We start from the raw sequence: 18,789 nt of genomic DNA, 5'->3' as shown, positions 1-18,789 counted from the left end.
TCAGTACACGTCCCGGGCGTAGCGGCCCTGCTGCTGCAAGGCGTTCAGATAATCCTCGGCGTCTTCGGCGCTCTTGCCGCCGTGCTCGGCGATCGCCGCCAGCAACGCGGCGTGCACGTCGCGCGCCATGCGCGTGGCGTCGCCGCAGACGTAAAGATGCGCGCCGCCTTCCAGCCAGTCGTAGAGATCGCGGCCGGCCTGGCGCAGGCGGTCTTGCACGTAGATCTTGTGGGCCTGATCGCGCGAGAACGCCAGGTCCAGACGATGCAGCTGGCCGGACTTCAGGGCCGCCTGCCATTCGGTCTGGTAGAGGAAATCGCTGCGGAAATGCGGATTGCCGAACAACAGCCAGTTGCGCCCGCTGGCGCCGTCGGCGGCGCGTTCCTGGACGAAGCCGCGGAACGGCGCCACGCCGGTGCCGGGACCGATCATGATCACGTCGCGGGCGCCGTCGCGCGGCAGGCGGAAACGTTCGTTGTGTTCGACGAACACCGGCAGGCGCGCGCCTTCCTCGCTGCGCGCGAGCAGGTGCGAGGCCGCGCCCCAGCGCGTGCCGCCATCGCTGGCGTATTCGACATGCGCCACGGTCAGGTGCACCTCGTCGCCGACCAGCTTCTGGCTGGACGCGATCGAGTACAGGCGCGGCGTCAGCGGACGCAGCGCGGCCACCAGTTCCTCGCCCGACCAGGAGCCGTCGTAGCGCTGCAGCAGGTCGATCACCTGGGTGTCGGCGAGCAGGCGGGTGAACGCGGCGGCGTTGTCCGGGGCCAGCAGGCGGTTGAGGTCCTCGCTGCGCGCGTGCGCAGCGTGGCTGGCGACGAAGGGCCGCGCCAGCTTGGTCAGTTCGCGCTTCTCGCCCAGCCACTGGCGCAGCGGCAGGCGCTGGCCGCCGTGTTCGATGTCGCTGTCGCCGTCCAGCTCCAGCGTGCGCAGTACCGCCTCGACCAGGGCCGGCGGATTGCGCGGCCACAGGCCCAGCGCGTCGCCGGGCGCGTAGCTCAGACCGGAGCCTTCCAGCGACAGCTCGATATGGCGCACGTCTTTGTCGCTGCCGCCCACGGTCAGGCGCTGGTTGACCAGCAGCTCGGCCGCGAACGGGGCCTCGCGGGTGTAGGCGGGCGCGGCCGGCAGCGGGCGCAGCGGGGTGACGGTGGCCAGCGGCGCGCTGGGCTTCAGCGCGTCCTTGGCCGCGGCCAGGGCCTGCTGCAGCCAGGGCGTGGCCACGGTTTCGAAGTCCAGGTCGGCATCGCCGCGCGCCAGCAGGCGGGTGGCGCCGAGTTCGGCCAGGCGCTCGTCCAGCTTGAGGCCGATCGCGCAGAACTGCGGATAGCTGGAGTCGCCCAGGCCCAGCACGGCGTAGTGCAGCTGCTTCAGCTCCGGCGCGCGCTTGCCGGCGATGAACTCGACCAAGCCGCGCGCGTCGTCGGGCGGATCGCCGTCGCCCTGAGTGCTGACGACCAGGTAGAGGTGGCGCTCGTTCTTGAGTTCGCGGGTCGGGTAGGCGTCGGCGCGCAGCAGGCGCACCGATAGGCCGGCCTGTTCGGCCTGGGCCGCGAGCTGCTCGGCCAGGCGCTTGGCGTTGCCGGTCTGGCTGCCGTAGACCACCGTCAGGCGCTCGCTGCTGCGCGCTTCCGGCGCCAGCGGGGCCGGCGCGGGGGCGCCACCGACGGTGCGCGCGGCCAGGCCGGCGGTGTAGCCCGACAACCACCACAGGCCGTCGCGGTCCAAGCCTTCGGTCAGGCGCAGCAGCGCGGACAGCCGGTCCTCGGCGAGCGGGGTGCCTGGGATGGCGAGTTGCGCGGACGCGGGCATGGCAGACGGCTCGGGGCAGGGAACGGCAAGGTTCGGAGCCTGCAGGCTAGGACCCGCGCGAGGCGCGCGGAAAGGATGCTGCGTTATGCGTTCATGCCCTGCGCTCATTTCCGCCGGCGCGGGCGGCGGCGGCCTAATGGCGGCCCGTTCGCTGTCGCCTCGCGCCTGGCATGCCCCTCGATTCCCTTCTGTGGTCAGATAGTCGCGGTCGCGCCGTGCCCCGGCGCGGCGCCGACGCACGCCCCGCAGCCACGAGCCCGACCTTGGACCTGAGCCATCTAGACCGCCTGGAAGCCGAAAGCATCCATATCCTTCGAGAGGTCGCGGCCGAGTTCCGCAACCCGGTGATGCTGTACTCGGTAGGCAAGGACAGCTCGGTGCTGCTGCATGTGCTGCTCAAGGCCTTTTATCCTGCGCGCCCGCCGATCCCGCTGCTGCACGTCGATACCGGCTGGAAGTTCCGCGAGATGATCGCCTTCCGCGACCGCCGCGCCGCCGAGACCGGCGTCGAGCTGCGCGTGCACACCAACCCCGACGGCGTCGCCCGCGGCATCGGCCCGATCAGCCACGGCGCCAGCGTCCACACCGACGTGATGAAGACCCAGGGCCTGAAGCAGGCCCTGGACGCAGCGCGCTTCGATGCCGCCATCGGCGGCGCGCGCCGCGACGAGGAGAAGTCGCGTGCAAAGGAACGCATCTTCTCGTTCCGCAACGAGCAGCACCGCTGGGATCCCAAGAACCAGCGCCCGGAGCTGTGGAGCCTCTACAACACCCGCATCCGCAGCGGCGAGAGCGTGCGCGTGTTCCCGATCTCGAACTGGACCGAGCTGGACGTCTGGCTCTACATCTACCGCGAGAAGATCCCGGTGCCTTCGCTGTATTTCGCCGCCGAGCGGCCGGTGGTGGAACGCGACGGCGCCCTGATCCTGGTAGACGATGAGCGCCTGCCGCTGCGTCCGGGCGAAACCCCGCAGCTGCGCCGCGTGCGCTTCCGCACCCTGGGCTGCTATCCGCTGACCGGCGCGATCGAATCCGAGGCCGACAGCCTGGAGAAGATCATCGCCGAGATGCTGGTCGCCACCACCTCCGAACGCCAGGGCCGGGTGATCGACCACGACCCTTCCGCGTCGATGGAGAAGAAGAAGCAGGAGGGCTATTTCTGATGGCCGTCGCCGAAGACATCGCCGCCTACCTGCACCTGCACGAGTCCAAGGGCCTGCTGCGCTTCATCACCTGCGGCAGCGTCGACGACGGCAAGAGCACCCTGATCGGGCGCCTGCTGCACGACACGCGTCTGCTGTTCGACGACCAACTGGCCGCGCTCAGCGCCGACAGCCGCCGTCATGGCACCCAGAACGGCGAGATCGATTACGCCTTGCTGGTCGACGGCCTGGCCGCCGAGCGCGAACAGGGCATCACCATCGACGTCGCCTACCGCTACTTCGGCACCGAGCGGCGCAAGTTCATCGTCGCCGACTGCCCGGGCCACGAGCAATACACCCGCAACATGGCCACCGGCGCTTCCACCGCCGACCTGGCGGTGGTGCTGGTGGACGCGCGCAAGGGGCTGCTGACCCAGACCCGTCGCCACACCTACATCGCCGCGTTGCTGGGCATCCGTCATGTGCTGCTGGCGGTCAACAAGATGGACCTGGTCGGTTACGACCAGGGCGTGTTCGAGGCCATCGCCGACGAATACCGCGCGCTCGCCGCGCAGCACGGCATCGCCCAGGTCGCCGCGATCCCGCTGTCGGCGCTGCGCGGCGACAACCTGCTGCAGCGCTCGCAGGCGATGCCCTGGTACGAGGGCGCGAGCGTGCTCGAACACCTGGAAACGGTGGACGTGTCGCGCGTCGAAACCGAGGTCGGTTTCCGCCTGCCGGTGCAGTGGGTCAACCGCCCTAACCAGAATTTCCGCGGCTTCGCCGGCACCGTCGCCGCGGGTGTAGTCCGGCCCGGCGACGAGATCGCGGCGCTGCCCTCGGGCCGGCGCTCCAGGATCGCGCGCATCGTCACCGCCGACGGCGACCTGGACGTGGCCGGCGTGGGCCAGGCCGTCACCCTCACGCTGGACGACGAACTCGACATCAGCCGCGGCGACGTGATCGCCGCGGCCGCCGCGCCGGCGCAGGTCGCCGACCAGTTCGCCGCGCATCTGCTGTGGATGGGCGAGAGCCCGTTGCTGCCCGGCCGCCCGTACTGGCTCAAGATCGGCACGCGCACGGTCAGCGCCACGGTCACCGAGATCAAGCACAAGATCGACGTGAATACGCAGGCGCAACTGGCCGCCAAGCATCTGGAGCTCAACGAGGTCGCGTACTGCAACCTCAACCTCGATCAGCCGGTCGCGTTCGAGGCCTACCGCGACAACCGCGCGTTGGGCGGCTTCATCCTGATCGACCGCGAGGACAACGCCACCGTCGCCGCCGGCACGCTGGATTTCGCCCTGCGCCGCGCCGGCAACATCCATTGGCAGCACGTCGACGTCGACAAGGCCGCGCGCGCGCGCAGCAAGGCGCAGACGCCGCGCTGCGTGTGGTTCACCGGCCTGTCCGGTTCGGGCAAGTCGACCATCGCCAATCTGGTCGAAAAGCGCCTGCACGCGCTGGGCCACCACACTTACATCCTGGACGGCGACAACGTCCGCCACGGCCTCAACAAGGATCTGGGCTTCACCGATGAGGACCGGGTCGAGAACATCCGCCGCGTCGCCGAAGTCGCGCGCCTGATGACCGACGCCGGCCTGATCGTGCTGGTCAGTTTCATCTCGCCGTTCCGCGCCGAGCGGCGCATGGCGCGCGAACTGTTTGGCCCCGACGAGTTCGTCGAGGTCTACGTGGACACACCGCTGGCGGTGGCCGAACAGCGCGACGTCAAGGGCTTGTACGCCAAGGCCCGTGCCGGCCAGATCCCCAACTTCACCGGCATCGACTCGCCCTACGAAGCGCCGGACGCGCCGGAGCTGGTGTTGAACACGGTGGACGACGACGCCGAAGCGCTGGCGCAGCGGGTGATCGATCGCTTGTTGGGGTGAGGGGCCACGCGCGTGCGCCACTGGCTCTCGCCCTTGCGGTTCGCGGTGCGATTTGAAGCGCCGTGCGGTTCCGATTCGTCATCCCCGCGAAAGCGGGGATCCAGTGACTTCGGCGCATCGCAGCGCTCTTGCGTCGCAGCGCCGCTCGCCCGAATAGCGCCAGGCTCGCCCGCCTCGGCTGAGAACAGCGTGCGCCAAACGCAAACGCCCCAGCCAAAGCCGGGGCGTCCTCTCGCACGACCAACGCCAGCTCAGCGTTTCGCCGTCTTGCTGCGGATGATCTCGTAGAGGAACAGCAACACGATGGCGCAGATGATCGAGACGATGAAGCCGATCATTCCGCCGCCCGCGTACAGCAGGCTGCCGACATACGCGCCTGCGATGCCGAGCAGGATGGTGAGAATCCAGCCCATCGGGTCGGCGCCCGGTTTGAAGAACCGTGCCAGCACACCTATGACCGCACCGATGATGATCGTATAAACGATACCGCCCATAGCGTTCCCCTCCTCAGGGTCGTGGTGACGCCCGGAAATCCTAGCAGTCGGGGAGGTGAGCGCCGTGTCGCGGCGCAGCAGGGCGGCGGGGTGTCGCGAAAGGAGGCCGCCGCTGGGCGCTTCGCGGCTGAATCGTACGACGGCCGCTATCGGCCGGTGGTACTCGCGACCGTCATTCCGGCGAAAGCCGGAACCCATTTTGCTGTCGCCAACGTTTGGCCTCTAGGCAAGTTCAGCATACGTTCCGGCTTTCGCCGCAATGACGGGATAACCAAGGGCAATCCCGTCATTGCGTAAAGCGCCGGATCCTCGCGATCCGGCCCCACGCTTGCGCGATCAGCAGCAGCCGTGATCGCCGTGCTGTTCGCCGCCGGCGACCGCGGCCACGCCGCTGGTTTCGCCGCGCTGGCTGGCGGCGTGATGCTCGGCGACCACGCGCGCGACGCAGGCGGTCACGCGCTTGCCCATCGGGATGTGCAGGAACTCGTTGGGGCCGTGCGCGTTGGAATGCGGACCCAGCACGCCGGTGATCATGAACTGCGCGCCGGGGAACTTCTCGCCCAGCATGCCCATGAACGGAATCGTGCCGCCTTCGCCCATGTACATCGCCGGCTGGCCGAAGAACTCGCGGCTGGACGCGTCGATGGCGCGAGTCAGCCATGCCGACTGCGCGGGAGCGTTCCAACCGGTCGAGGCCTTCTCCAATTCCAGCGACACCTGCGCGCCGTTGGGCGGATCGCGTTCCAGCACTTCCTTGAGCAACTCGCCGGCGCGCTTGCCGTCCAGGGTCGGCGGCAGGCGCAGGCTGAGCTTGACCGAGGTGTGCGGGCGCAGCACGTTGCCGGCCGACGACAGCGGCGGCATGCCGTCCACGCCGGTCACCGACAGCGCCGGGCGCCAGGTGCGGTTGAGCACCAACTCCGACAGTTCGCTGGCCATCGGCTTCATGCCGGGCAGGAACGGGAACTTGTCGTAGACCGCGTTGCCCAGCACCTTGGCGGCCTGGCGCGCCTGCTCCAGGCGTTCTTCCGGCACTTCCACGTACAGGCCCTCGACCAGGATCTTGCCGCTGGTCTCGTCTTCCAGGCGCGACAGCAACTGGCGCAGCAGACGGAAGCTCGACGGCACGATGCCGGAGGCGTCGCCGGAGTGCACGCCTTCGCTGAGCACCTTGACGGTGAAGTTGCCGCCGGCCAGGCCGCGCAGCGAGGTCGTGCACCACAGCTGCTCGTAGTTGCCGCAGCCCGAATCCAGGCACACCACCAGCGAGGGCTTGCCGATGCGGTCGGCGAGGTGGTCGACGTAGGCGGGCAGGTCGTAGCTGCCGGATTCCTCGCAGGCCTCGATCAGGATCACGCAGCGCGCGTGCGGCAGCTGCTGTTCCTGCAGGGCCATGATCGCGGCCAGCGAACCGAAGATCGCGTAACCGTCGTCGGCGCCGCCGCGGCCGTACAGGCGGTCGCCCTTGATGACCGGGGTCCAGGGGCCGAGGTCGGCGTCCCAGCCGGTCATCTCCGGCTGCTTGTCCAGGTGGCCGTACAGCAGCACGCAATCCTCATCGCTGCCGCCGTGCGCGGCCGGGACGTCGATGAAGATCAGCGGGGTGCGGCCGGGCAGGCGCACCACCTCGACCTGCATGCCGGGGATGGTCTGGGCACGGGCCCAGGACTCCATCAGCTTGACGGCGTCGTCCATGTAGCCGTGCTGCACCCAATCGGCGTCGAACATCGGCGATTTGTTCGGAATACGGATGTATTCGACCAATTGCGGGACGATTTCGTCGTCCCATTTTTCGCCGACGTAGCGGTCGACCTTGCTGGCGTCCATGGATGGGCCTCGAGCTGGGGGTGAGACCACCCAGTTTACGCCTCCGGGCCGTGTAGGACTTTTCCTACCTTGGGATGCGGCATCCGCTGGCTTTTTCGGCGCGCGCCCATCGGTACGCTGTCCCCATCGAGTCGCGGAGCCTGTTTCCCCCGGTAGCGCCCCCACGCCGCCGATGCCGGAACCGGATTCCACCTCATGGAGCTGAACAAGATGAACGTCCTCGCCCTCGTCGCCCGCGTGCTGTGGTTGTCGCTGCTGCTTGCCGGCAGCGCCGTGGCCGCCGAGAAGGTCAATATCAACAGCGCCGACGTGGCCACCCTGGACCGGGTGCTGCTCAACGTGGGCGCGTCCAAGGCCGAGGCCATCGTCGCCTACCGCAAGGCCAACGGCGCCTTTCGCAGCCCCGAGCAGCTGGCCCTGGTCAAGGGCATCGGCCTGAAGACCGTGGAAAAGAACCGCGACCGCATCGTGATCGGCGAGGCGGCACCGGCGCGCAAGCCGGTCGCGCCCGCCTATGGCGGCGGCAGCAGCCAACGCGCGGCCAACCGCCGCTGACGAACCGCCGGTCCCGCACGGATGCGGTGTCCGGCAACGCACGGGCAGGATGCCCGACGAATGCAGGGGGAGAGCCCTGGACAAGGAAGTGAGCCGCCCGTCCGTGGAAGGATCCACGGGCGGCGGCGCATGGGGGTGACGGTCCGGCCGCGATCCGCGATCCGCGGACCGGGTCACGACCGGCGCGGGTCTGTGTTCGCGCCCATGCCCATGCCTGCTGGCACGCCGGTACGCGCGACAGCTCGTACCCGCCGCCCGCGCTCTTGCCGGCGATCGGGTTCGTGCCGGCCTCTGTGCCATCACGGGGCAACCGCGCCATCAGCCGCGCTAACGCCGCGATGGTTAGACTTTCCGCCATCCAGGCCGACGACAGCGATGGCGATGACAGACGAAACGGGGACCGCCCACGGCGGGCGCTGCTGGGCGATTCCGGCCAACGAGTACCGACGCGAGCGCTGGCGCAACCAGCTCGGCTGGACGCGCGAGATCCTGCGCCTGGACGCGCAGGCGCGGCCGGTGGACGGCGACGATTGGGATTGGCGCCTGTCGATCGCCGAGATTGAACGCGACGCCGCGTTCTCGGCCTTTCCGGGCGTGGACCGCGAACTGGTGCTGCTCAGCGGCAACGGCCTGCGCCTGCGTTTCGACGACGGCGAACTGCACGAATTGCTGCCGCCGCACGACAAGCTGCGCTTCGCCGGCGAACGCGTGGTCCGGGGCGAACTGATCGACGGCGTCACCCACGACTTCAATCTGATGTGGCGCCGCGACCGCGTGCAGGCGCAACTGTGGCACCGCCCGCTGGTGGGGCCGATGGTGATCTTCGCCGAGCCGGGCCAGACCTGGGCGGTGCACCTGATCGCCGGCCAGGCCCGCTTCGCCGACGACACCGGCCTGCCGCCGTTGGCGGCCGGCGACACTGCGGTGCTCGCCGCCGGCGCAGCACGCTTGCGCGCGGTGCTCGACGGCGGCGGCGAAGTGCTGTTGGTGCGGGTGGCGCGGGCTGAGTAGAGCGCTGCGCGCCGGCACGGCCGGCCATGGCTACACGCGTGAGAGCGTCGAGGTGGAATTGTTCCCGGACAAACGAAGCTCCTTGTTCCTGCGCACTCGAAGCTTCGTGTTCCCAGACAATCCGGCACTCGCGTACCCAGGTAGCCGGAGGATCCGTATGCCGGGGAAAAGCGCAAATCCGCAGGCCGTGGCAACCGCAAAATCCGTCATTCCGGCGAAAGCCGGAACCCATTTTGATTTCGCTTCGGCTTGGCGCTTCAAAGAGTCAACGTCAACATGGGTTCCGGCTTTCGCCGGAATGACGGGTGCGAGTAGCGGAATTGGATGGAGCGGCAGGCAGGGTGCGCTTAGTCGCCGACGCATGGCGCTGAAGTCACTGGATCCCCGCTTTCGCGGGGATGACAGCACAGAGCGCCACGAATCCAAGATCCTCGTTTCCCGTCTGGGTGTTGAGCTGTTCGCCGACGCATGGCGCTGAAGTCACAGGATCTCCGCTTTCGCGGGGATGACGGCATAAGGCACTACGAATCCAAGATCCTCGTTTCCCGTCTGGGTGTTGAGCTGTTCGCCGACGCATGGCACTGAAGTCATTGGATCCCCGCTTTCGCGGGGATGACGGCATAGAGCGCCACGAGCGCAAGATCTTCGTTTCCGCGGGGGCGGAAAGCCGGGGCGCCACCGGGCACGAAGTGAGTCGGGGCGTGAGCAGCGGGAATGGCGAGCAACGTGGCGGCGCCACCGGCTCGGATATAGCGTTGAAGGGGCGCGTTAGTACACGTCGCGCCGGTAGCGCCCATCCAGCGCCATCGCTTCCAGCGCCTCCAGGCCCACCGTCTCGCGCAGCACGGCATCCACCGCCGGCGCCATGCCTTCCAGGCTGCCGCAGACATAGACCGCGGCGCCCGCGTCCAACCATTCGCGCAAGCGCGCGCTCTGTTCGCGCAGGCGCTGCTGCACGTACACGCGTTCGATGCCGTCGCGCGAGAACGCCAGGTCGATGCGCTCGATCAGACCGTCGCTCAGCCAGGTCTGCAGCTCGTTGCGGTAGTGGAAGTCGTGGGCCGCGCTGCGTTCGCCGAACAGCAGCCAGTTGCGCGTCTGTCCGTTGGCGATGCGCGTCTTCAGCAGCGCGCGCAGGCCGGCGATGCCGGTGCCGTTGCCGATCAGGATCATCGGCCGCGCGTCGGGCGGCGCGTGGAAGGAGGGGTTGCGGCGGATGCGCAGATCGATGCGCGCCTGTTCGGCGGCATGCGCGGTCAGCCAGCCGCTGCCGCTGCCCAGGCGTCCGTCGGGCTGTCGCATCTGCCGCACCAGCAAGTGCAGGCTGCCGTCGTCTGGCAGGGAGGCGATCGAGTACTCGCGGTGCGGCAACGGCTGCAGGGCCTCGGCGATCGCTTGCGGCGACTGCGTGCGCGCGGCGTGCGCGTCGGGCAGGCGCGAAGCGCGCAGGCGGGCGGTCAAGTTGTCGATCTCATCGCCGATGCGCACGGGTGCCGCGCCGTCCTGCTGCGCCTCCGCCAGCCATGCGGCCACATCGGCTTCGCCGTTGCGCGGCCCGATCTCGGCGATGTCGCCGGCCTGCCATTGCAGTTCGGCCGGGTCTTCCGGCGTCAGCGCGATATGGAACGCGGGGCCGCCGACGCTGTCCGGGTTGAGCAGCGCGCGTTCGCTCAGGCGCCAAGGGCGGTACGACGGCGCGCTCCAATCGGGCAGATCGGTGTGGCCGGCGAGCAAACCCAGGTGATGCTGCCAGTGGCGCAGCGCGCCGGGCTCGCCGTTGTCGACCTCGACCAGATCGAACAGGGGCTGCGCGCCGGCGTGGCGCAGCCAGTGATCCAGGCGGTGTCCGAAGCTGCAGTACTGCTCGTACTCGCGATCGCCCAGCGCGAGCACGCCATAGCGCAGGCCGGACAGATCCGCCGGCGCGCCCATCGCCACGCGCACGAAGCGCGCGGCCGAATCCGGCGCGTCGCCTTCGCCGGTGGTGCTGACCACGAACAGCGCTTGGCGATAGCGCGCCAACGCGCTCCCATCCAGGCCGCCGAGCAAGGCGATATCGGCGCCGATGCCGCTGTCGGCCAGCGCCTGCCAGCTGCGACGCGCCAGGAACTCGGCGTGGCCGGTCTGACTGGCGTAGGCGACCAGCCATTCGTGGGCGGTGTCCGCGGCCGCGCGCGGCAACGCCTGCGCACGCGCGCGGCGTGCGCGCGCCCAAGCGACGGCGCCGACGAAGGCGGCGTATGCGCCCGCGCCCGCGGCCGCCCACAGCAGCCGCTGCCGGTCCGGTGCCAGCCAGCGCACCGGCTCGGCCTGCCAGCGCAGCAACAGGTAGGCGAGCACGGCCAGCGCCAGCAATACCAGCGCGTTGCCGATCGTGCTCAAGTCGATGCGTCGGTGCGCAGCAGCGGAAGTGGTACGGGCGGACATACGCGACGAACGCAACCTCAGGCCGCGCGCTGGCGCGCGATGAAGGCCGGCGTCATCCGGGTCAGGAAGCCGTCGCCGTCGTGCATGACGAACATCGCCGCCAACTGACGGCGGTTGGCGTAGGCCATGCCCGCCTGCGGGCCCAGCACCGCCAGCACCGTGGCCAGGGCATCGGCCTGCATGCATTGCGGGTGCAGCACGCTGACCGAGGCCAGCGCATGCGCGACCGGCCGGCCGCTGCGCGGGTCGACGGTGTGCGAATAGCGGCGGCCCTGGTGATCGAAATAGCGCCGGTAGTCGCCAGAGGTCGCGATCGCGAATCCGTCCAACGCGAGCGCCGCGCCGCCGTCGTCCTCTTCGGCATCGTGCTGGGGGCGTTCAATCGCGATTCGCCAGGCGCCGCCATCGGGCTTGCGCCCGTGGCCGTACAGCTCGCCGCCGACCTCGACCAGGAAGGCGTCGATCTGTTGCTCGCGCAGCCACGCCGCCACGCGGTCCACGCCGTAGCCCTTGGCGATCGAGGAGAAATCCAGATAGGTGCCGCCAGCCTGCGTCGCGCTGCGCGCGAGCGGATCGAAACCGACCCGCTGCCAGCCCACGCGTGCCTGCGCCTGGGCGATGTCGGCCTCCGACGGCGTCGCGTCGCGCGCGCCGTCGGGGCCGAAGCCCCACAGGTTGACCAAGGGGCCGACGGTGGGGTCGTAGGCGCCGTCGGTGTCGGCGGCCAGTTTCAGCGCCGCGTCCAGCACCGCATAGAAACCGTCCGGCAGCGCCTGCACCGTGCCGGCCTCGGCGCGGTTGTAACGGCTGAGGTCGGAATCCGGCTCCCAGGTGCTCATCTGCGCGACGACCTCGTCCAGGCGCGCCTGGATGCCGCGCTCCAGCGCCGTCAGGGCGGCGGCCTCGGCGACCAGCTTCACCGACCACTGCGTGCCCATGCTGCGGCCGGTCAGCGTGTGCAGCGCACGCGTGCTGGCGGCGGTTGGGGCGGAGTCGCCCCAACTCGTGCCGCTCCACGTCATGCGGACCTCAGGCGTTCGCACGTCGGTTCGCTTATTGCGCCAGCACTTCGAACACGGCGACGTAGCTCAGACGGCGCTGCTTGGCTTCCGGCAGCGTGGTCTTGGCGTCTTCGCTGGCGGTTTCCAGCCAGTACATGCCGGCCTGCGGCCAGGTGATCTCGAACTTGCCGTCGGCGCCGCTGGTCAGCTGCATGTCGTTCTGCTGATCGCGGTAACGGGTCGCGCCCGGCACCACTTCGATCTTCAGACCCGCGGCCGGCTTGCCGTCGACCAGCAACTGGAAGGTCGCCTTCTCGCCCGCGAACAGGTCGTTGGGGTGGGTGACCGGCACCAGCTCGATGCCCTTGCCGCTGCTCTTGAACACGGTGGTGGTCGGCGAGCCGACGGTGGCGAAGGTCTCGACGCGGCCCATGCTTTCCGATGCGTTGACTTCGGTCGCACCGGCCGGGATGCCGGCCTTGAACTCCTCGGCCTTGCCGCGCCAGCGCTTGGCTTCGCCGCCCAGCTTGTAGCTGGCGAACATGCCCTCGTTGACCATGGCGATCTTGTAGGTGCCTTCCTGCGCCAGTTCGACGTCGAACACGCTGCGCAGCTTGCCGGTGGCCGCGTTCTGCGGCTGCACCGCGCTGCCGTCCGGCGCGGTGATGCGCAAGCGCTCCAGCGGCAGCGGCACGTGGTTGAAGTAGAACAGGTCGTTGGACACGGCCGCGTCGACGGTCAGCCAGGCGCCCTTGTCGGAGAACACGGTCTGCGAGGGCTGCAGCCAGGCCTTGTGCGCCTGTGCGGAGGTGGCGAAGCCGAGCGCGGCGAGCGCGAGGGCGGCGAGTTTGATCTTCATGGGCGCAGCTCCGAAGTGATGAGAGAGTTCGTCGTAAGCGAGACGGACGCGAAGCCGCGGCGCGATGCGCGCGCGGCCTGATCGCGGATCAGGGCTTCACCGCCAGGCGCACCGCGCCCAGTTCGGTCTTGCCTTGCGCCGACAGGTTCTGTGCGCCGCCCTTGGCCGGCCACTGGAACGGAATGCTCAGCATTTCGCGGCCGCCGACTTCGCGCGCGGCCTCGACCACCAGCGTGTACTGGCCCGGGGCCAGACCGGCCAGCGGCTTGCTGCCGCCCTTGAAGTTCAGCGCGTGCTGGCCGACCGCGCGGGTCGCGCCGCTGACGCCGTCGACCGGCATCTTCAGCGTGCGGCCGCTGCGTCGCCACCACTGGCGGATGTCCTTCAGCCACTTGGTGCCTTCGCCGTTCTTCATGTCGACGTCGTACCAGACCGCCAGGTTGGCGGCGACCGTGTTGTCGGGGCGCTCGATCCAGGCCGCGACGTAGGGGCGGTGGTATTCGGCGACCTTCAGGCGCGGGATCTCGATGCTCAGGTCGAGGTCGGCGGCGATCGCCGACACCGGCATCGCCAGGGCGACGATCAGTGCGGTGCGGGGCAACAACTTCATCGCTATCTCCAGGGGGTCAATGCATGAAAAGGACGATCAGCAGCGCCGGTATCGCCAGCCCCGCCGCGACCAGCGGCCAGGTCTTGCCGCGCTGGCGCGCGTGCAGTTGCAGCAGCCACAGGCCGGTCAGCGCGAACAGCAGGCAGGCGACCGCGAACAGGTCGATGAACCAGCGCCACACCGCGCCGGTGTTGCGGCCCTTGTGCAGGTCGTTGAGCCAGGCGATCCAGCCGCGGGTGGTGACTTCGTATTCGATCGCGCCGCTCTCGCGGTCGATGCTGAGCCAGGCGTCGCCGCCCGGGCGCGGCAGCGACACGTAGACCTCGCCGTCGGACCATTCCACGCTGCGGCCCTCGGCGTTCACGCCCAGCTGCGCGCGCAGCCAGTCGCGCGCGCCGGCCGGCAGCGGCGCATCGGCCGCGCGCTCGCCCTGCAGGCCGCGCAAGGCGCTGGCCGGCAAGGTGTCCTTGACCGTGACCACCTGCGGCTCGGATTCGATCTGCGCGGCGTGGTTGAGGGTGATGCCGGTGGCGGCGAACAGCACCAGCGCGACCAGGCTCAGCGCGGCGCTGATCCAATGCCAGCGGTGCAGGGTCTTGAGCCAGTACGCGCGCCGGTTCGGATCGCCGGCCTTGGCGGCGGCCGCATCGCGCGCGCGCGCGGTGGCGTCGCTGGCGCTCAAGGCTCGCTCCAGCGCCGCAGCAGGTTGTGGTACACGCCGGTCAGCTGCACCAGCGCCGGATGCTCGGGCACGTCGGCGGTGAGGCGGCGGATCGAGACGTCGAGTTCGAACATCAGCCGGCGTTGCGCGTCCTCGCGCAGCAGGCTCTGGATCCAGAAGAACGAGGCCAGACGCGCGCCGCGCGTGACCGGCGTGACCTTGTGCAGGCTGGTCCCGGGGTAAAGCACCAGGTCGCCGGCCGGCAGCTTGATGCTGTGGCTGCCGTAGGTGTCCTCGATCACCAGTTCGCCGCCGTCGTATTCCTCCGGCTCGCACAGGAACAGCGTCGCCGACAGGTCGGTGCGCACCGTGTCCATGCCGCCGCGGCTGCGGTCGTAGCGGATCGCGTTGTCGACGTGGAAGCCGAACGCCTGGCCGCCTTCGTAGCGGTTGAACAGCGGCGGGAACACGCGCTGCGGCAGTGCGGCGGAGAAGAAGGTCGGGCTCTTGGCCAGGGCGTCGAGGATGATCGCGCCCAGCTCGCGCGCGACCGGATCGTTTTCGGGCAGCTGCGCGTTGTCCTTGGCCTTGGCCGACTGATGCCCGGCGGTGATGCGGCCGTCGGCCCAGCCGGCCTGCGCCAGCCGCTGCCGGCAATGCGCGACCTGTTCGGGGCCGAGGACTTTGGGGACGTGCAGCAGCATGGATGGCCTCAATGCGGCCGCCCGGGAGGTCCCGGGCGGCGCGCGCGGACGTGGAAGTCCGGATTAGAACGTGAAGTTGGCGCTCAATACCACCTGGCGCGCCTCGCCCGGCGTCGCCCAGCCGTTGTTGCGGATGCGGGTGTAGTACTCCTCGTCGGCCAGGTTGCTGACGTTGAGCTGCAGGGCGGCGTTGCGGTTGATCTTGTAGTTGACCATCGCGCGGTGGGTCCAATAGCTGTCGGCGGTGACCAGCGGGCCGTTGGGGTTGGTCGCGCTGTGCTGGGTCAGCCAGATCTTGCCCTGGTAGGTCGCGCCGTAGCCGATCTGCCACTTGGGCGACAGGTCGTAGGTGGTCCACAGGCTGAAGGAGTGCTCCGGCACGTTCAGCAGGCGGTCGCCCTTGGTGTAGTCCAGGCCCAGGCCGGCCTGACGGTCGGACACGCCCTGCACGACTTCGCTGTCGAGGTAGGCGTAGTTGGCGTAGACGGCCCAATGGTCGGTGAGCAGGCCGGACAGGCCCAGCATCGCGCCGTCGACGCGCGCACGGCCGTCGAGCTGCTGCGCGCCGGTCGGGTTGTTCGGGTTGCCCGGATCGGAGACCTTGTAGTTCTCGCGATCGTTACGGAACAGCGAGCCGGTCAGGGCCAGGCGGCCGTCGAACAGGTCCCACTTGGCGCCGATCTCGTAGTTGACCGCGGTTTCCGGATCGACCGTGCAGTTGGCGGTGCCGGTGGTGCTGGTGAGCGTGCACGAGCCGTTGACCGAGGCCTTGGACGGCGTCTTGGAGTTGCCGTAGGCGGCGTAGATGCTGACGTTCTCGACCGGCTTGTAGACCAAGCCCGCGCGATACGAGAACAGATCGTCGGTGTTCTTGGCCGGCACGCCGTAGCCGGTGACGGTGCCGATCGGCTGCGCCGGCAGCGGCGCGCCCACGGTGGTCGGCGCCAGCACCACGGTGGCGGTGTTGGTCTTGCCTTCGTTGTGCTCGTAGCGCGCGCCCAGGCTCAGCAACCACTGCTCGCTGAACTTGATGGTGTCGAACACGTAGATCGCCTGGTTGTCGAGCTCGCCTTCGGTGCGGCCGGTCAGGGTGCGGTTGATCGGGCCGCGGTAGACGTTGTCCGGGTTGAACATGTCCATCGTCGGCAGGCCGGTGATGTACGGGTTGGTGCCGTTGGCGTTGCGGAAATCGCTGGTGGTGTCCAGGTCGAAGCTTTCGTGCATCACCGAGAAGCCCGCGACCAGGGTGTGCTGCACCGGGCCGGTGTTGAACTCGGTGGTCAGGTCGGTCTGGGTGTACAGCGTGGTGTTGCGGGTGTCGCGGCCGAAACCGCGCGGGCCGCTGGGCAAGTAGCGGCCCGGGCCCACGCCGGCCGGGCAGGCGACGCCGAGCGGAGTGAGGCCGTTGGGCATGCACCAGGTGCCCTGCACCGCGTCCACCAGCGAGAACTGGTCGACCTGCTGCCAGCGCGTCAGGTTGCGCACCTTCATGGTGTCGCTGAAACGGTGCTCCAGGATCGAGGTCAGCGAGTCGTACTCGATTTCCTGCTTGTCGATGTTCTTGTAGCCGTAATAGGTCGACGGATCGACGCCCGGCAGCGGGCCGCCGTTGAAGAACGGCACGCCGTACTCGGGGATGTTGTCGTCTTCCTGGTGGACGTAGTTCAGCGTCCAGGTGGTGTCGCTGCCCAGGCCGAAGGTCAGCGAGGGCGCGATGCCCCAGCGCTCGTTGCGCTCGACGTCGCGGCCGGGTACGTCGTTCTGGTGCGCCATCACGTTGATGCGGAACGCGCTGCTCTCGCCGAGCAGGAAGTTGCTGTCGGCGGTGACGCGGGCGTAGTCGTCGGTGCCCGCGGCGATGCTGGCGCGGTGGAATTCGGTGGCGCCGGCCGACTTGCTGACCAGGTTGATGGTGCCGGCCACCGAGCCCGCGCCCGAGTAGACCGAGTTGGCGCCGTTGATGACTTCCACCGATTCCAGGTTGAACGGATCGGTGCGGCTGTACAGACCGCTGTCGCGCACGCCGTCGACGGTGATGTCGTTGCTGGCGTCGAAGCCGCGCAGGTTGATCTTGTCGCCGAAACCGCCGCCGCCTTCGCCGGCGCCGAAGGTGATGCCCGGCAGGGTCGCCAGGATGTCCTGCAGCGACAGCAGGTTCTGGCCGTCGATGGTGCTGCGGTCGATCACGGTGATCGTCTGCGGGGTATCGCGCAGCGGCGCGGTGTACTTGCCCGAGCTGGCCTTCTGCACCTTCACGCCGTGGACTTCGACGCCGTCCAGATCCTTGGCCTGGGGGTCGGGCGCGGGGGCGGCGACCGCAGGAACGCTGAGGGCGAGAGCAAGGGCGCCGGCAAGCGGCGACACGACGAACTTCGTGGTCGACATGGGAATTCCGAGAAAGCGTAGGGGAGGTGCGGCCGCTGGGGCCGCGTCAATCGGGAATATTAATGAGAGCGATTCGCATTTGCAACGAAAAATGAACGCGGAGTCGAGAAAAACCGGCTCGGCGGTGGTCGAAACGCGCCAGAGGGGGCTGGGGAAGCCGGCAGGGGCAGGGGAAACCGAGGGCGATGAGGCAGTGTCATGCTTCGGACAACTTCGAAATGGGCAGCGCTTGGCCCTGGCAGGCTGTTCCGATCTGTCGGCGTGGCGGGCCAGATGAAGGCAGGCCACGCCCCGGCGACCTGCGACGCAGCGCTCAAGCGCCGCCCCTCACACAGGAGTACCCATGCGTCGATCCGTTCCTGCTTCGTCCCTCGCTCTGATCGCCTGCCTGTGTGCGGCGGACGCCGGCGCCCAATCGGCGTCGGGCACCGCGACGGCTGCCGTCGATGCGGCCGCGTTGGCGCAGGTCGATCCGGAGTTGCGCGCCGTGCTGGCGCAGATTCCGGCATTGACCTTGGATGGGAGCAACGTGCAGGCGGTGCGCCGGGCGCCGCCGCCGCCGACCCTGCCGCCGCCGGCCGTTCAGCCGCTAGAGCGCTACATCGAAGGCGGTGCCGGCAATCCGCGTCTGCGCGTGCTGATCTTCGATCCCGCCCCCGAACGGGGCGGCAAGCCGGCGGTGCTGCATCTGCACGGTGGAGGCTATGTCGTAGGCGTGCCGGAAGTGGTGATGCCCGAATTGCAGAGACTGGCGAGCGCGCTGGAAGTGGTGGTGGTGTCGGTCGACTACCGGCTCGCGCCCGAACACCCGACCCCGGCTGGGTTGGACGACGCCTACGCGGCGCTGGGCTGGCTGCATCGCTCGGCCGATGCGCTGGGCGTCGACTCCGCCCGCATCGCCCTGCTTGGCGAGAGCGCAGGCGCCGGCCTCGCGGCCGCGGTGGCCTTGCGCGCGCGCGACCGCGGCGAGCACTCGATCCGCTTACAGGTGTTGCGCTACCCGATGCTGGACGACCGCACCACGCTGCGCTCAGCGCCCGCGCACGTCGGGCGCTACATCTGGAACGAGGGCTCGAACGCCTACGGTTGGACATCGGTGTTGGGGCGCACGCCGACCATGGACACGGCGCCCGCCGAAGCGGTGCCGGCGCGCGTCTCCGATCTGCGCGGTCTGCCGCCGACGTGGATGGGCGTGGGCGCCCTGGACCTGTTCGCGCAGGAGGACCTGGCGTTTGCCGCGCGTTTGATCGAGGCCGGCGTGCCCGTCGAGCTGCAGGTAGTGCCAGGTGCCTATCACGGCTTCGACATCATGAGCGGGCAGGCGCGAGTCTCGCGCGAGTTCAGCGCCAGCTGGCAGGCCGCGCTGCGACGCGCCTTGAGCAAGGATTGAACAGGGTCGCGGCCCGATC

General features: G+C 69.2%; 16 protein-coding genes. 6 read left to right on the top strand and 10 right to left on the bottom strand.

The genetic code is table 11. From position 1 onward, the window contains the following. A complete protein-coding gene (locus tag LVB77_RS16835) occupies positions 1-1,812 on the bottom strand; it encodes an assimilatory sulfite reductase (NADPH) flavoprotein subunit (RefSeq protein ID WP_232907231.1) in 1,812 nt (603 codons plus the stop codon). A 263-nt stretch (positions 1,813-2,075) separates the two neighbouring features. On the opposite strand from LVB77_RS16835, the gene cysD reads away from it, so the two are divergent. After that, positions 2,076-2,975, top strand: coding sequence for a sulfate adenylyltransferase subunit CysD (cysD, locus tag LVB77_RS16830; protein ID WP_232907230.1), 900 nt, complete (start codon positions 2,076-2,078; stop codon positions 2,973-2,975). Then, positions 2,975-4,846 (top strand): sulfate adenylyltransferase subunit CysN, encoded by a 1,872-nt coding sequence (gene cysN, locus LVB77_RS16825; protein WP_232907229.1) that lies wholly within the window; start codon positions 2,975-2,977, stop codon positions 4,844-4,846. Before cysD ends, cysN begins: the two co-directional genes overlap by 1 nt. Before the next feature lie 251 nt (positions 4,847-5,097). Here cysN and LVB77_RS16820 read toward each other — a convergent pair whose 3' ends face one another. Both LVB77_RS16820 and LVB77_RS16815 read right to left on the bottom strand, forming a co-directional pair. After that, positions 5,098-5,340 (bottom strand): GlsB/YeaQ/YmgE family stress response membrane protein, encoded by a 243-nt coding sequence (locus LVB77_RS16820; protein ID WP_091631886.1) that lies wholly within the window; start codon positions 5,338-5,340, stop codon positions 5,098-5,100. A 336-nt stretch (positions 5,341-5,676) separates the two neighbouring features. Beyond that, complete coding sequence (locus LVB77_RS16815; protein WP_232907228.1) at positions 5,677-7,167, bottom strand: M20 family metallopeptidase; 1,491 nt, start codon at positions 7,165-7,167, stop codon at positions 5,677-5,679. Between the two features lie 210 nt (positions 7,168-7,377). Between LVB77_RS16815 and LVB77_RS16810 the strand changes: the two genes are divergently transcribed. From LVB77_RS16810 to LVB77_RS16800, 3 genes are all read left to right on the top strand, one after another. Continuing rightward, positions 7,378-7,722, top strand: a complete 345-nt coding sequence (locus tag LVB77_RS16810; protein ID WP_232907227.1) for a ComEA family DNA-binding protein — start codon at positions 7,378-7,380, stop codon at positions 7,720-7,722. Between the two features lie 381 nt (positions 7,723-8,103). Beyond that, positions 8,104-8,733, top strand: coding sequence for a HutD family protein (locus LVB77_RS16805; protein WP_232907226.1), 630 nt, complete (start codon positions 8,104-8,106; stop codon positions 8,731-8,733). 157 nt (positions 8,734-8,890) lie between these two features. Further along, positions 8,891-9,211, top strand: a complete 321-nt coding sequence (locus LVB77_RS16800; protein WP_232907225.1) for a hypothetical protein — start codon at positions 8,891-8,893, stop codon at positions 9,209-9,211. A 290-nt stretch (positions 9,212-9,501) separates the two neighbouring features. Here the strand turns inward: LVB77_RS16800 and LVB77_RS16795 are convergent, their stop codons facing one another. The 7 genes from LVB77_RS16795 to LVB77_RS16765 form a co-directional block, all read right to left on the bottom strand. Beyond that, positions 9,502-11,160, bottom strand: a complete 1,659-nt coding sequence (locus LVB77_RS16795) for a sulfite reductase flavoprotein subunit alpha (RefSeq protein WP_232907224.1) — start codon at positions 11,158-11,160, stop codon at positions 9,502-9,504. A 17-nt stretch (positions 11,161-11,177) separates the two neighbouring features. Continuing rightward, a complete protein-coding gene (locus tag LVB77_RS16790; RefSeq protein WP_232907223.1) occupies positions 11,178-12,182 on the bottom strand; it encodes an FAD:protein FMN transferase in 1,005 nt (334 codons plus the stop codon). 31 nt (positions 12,183-12,213) lie between these two features. Further along, the gene (locus tag LVB77_RS16785) at positions 12,214-13,020 is read right to left on the bottom strand and encodes a DUF4198 domain-containing protein (protein ID WP_232907222.1); all 807 of its coding nucleotides are present in this window, start codon (positions 13,018-13,020) and stop codon (positions 12,214-12,216) included. Positions 13,021-13,108: 88 nt separating this feature from the next. Further along, positions 13,109-13,630 carry a DUF2271 domain-containing protein gene (locus tag LVB77_RS16780; RefSeq protein ID WP_232907221.1) on the bottom strand — a complete coding sequence of 174 codons (522 nt, stop codon included), beginning with the start codon at positions 13,628-13,630 and terminating at the stop codon, positions 13,109-13,111. Positions 13,631-13,646: 16 nt separating this feature from the next. Further along, positions 13,647-14,222 (bottom strand): PepSY-associated TM helix domain-containing protein, encoded by a 576-nt coding sequence (locus LVB77_RS16775; protein ID WP_232910330.1) that lies wholly within the window; start codon positions 14,220-14,222, stop codon positions 13,647-13,649. Between the two features lie 86 nt (positions 14,223-14,308). After that, on the bottom strand, positions 14,309-14,995 hold the full coding sequence (locus LVB77_RS16770; protein ID WP_232907220.1) for a Fe2+-dependent dioxygenase: 687 nt from the start codon (positions 14,993-14,995) through the stop codon (positions 14,309-14,311). Positions 14,996-15,058: 63 nt separating this feature from the next. Beyond that, the gene (locus tag LVB77_RS16765; RefSeq protein ID WP_232907219.1) at positions 15,059-17,380 is read right to left on the bottom strand and encodes a TonB-dependent siderophore receptor; all 2,322 of its coding nucleotides are present in this window, start codon (positions 17,378-17,380) and stop codon (positions 15,059-15,061) included. A 343-nt stretch (positions 17,381-17,723) separates the two neighbouring features. Here LVB77_RS16765 and LVB77_RS16760 point away from each other — a divergent pair, with 343 nt between their 5' ends. Further along, complete coding sequence (locus LVB77_RS16760) at positions 17,724-18,770, top strand: alpha/beta hydrolase (RefSeq protein ID WP_232907218.1); 1,047 nt, start codon at positions 17,724-17,726, stop codon at positions 18,768-18,770. Positions 18,771-18,789: the final 19 nt, after the last annotated feature.

It is taken from the genome of Lysobacter sp. 5GHs7-4 (assembly GCF_021284765.1).
Lineage (GTDB): Bacteria > Pseudomonadota > Gammaproteobacteria > Xanthomonadales > Xanthomonadaceae > Lysobacter.
Note: the sequence above shows the minus strand (reverse complement) of the source record. Positions and strands in the feature narration are given on the sequence as shown.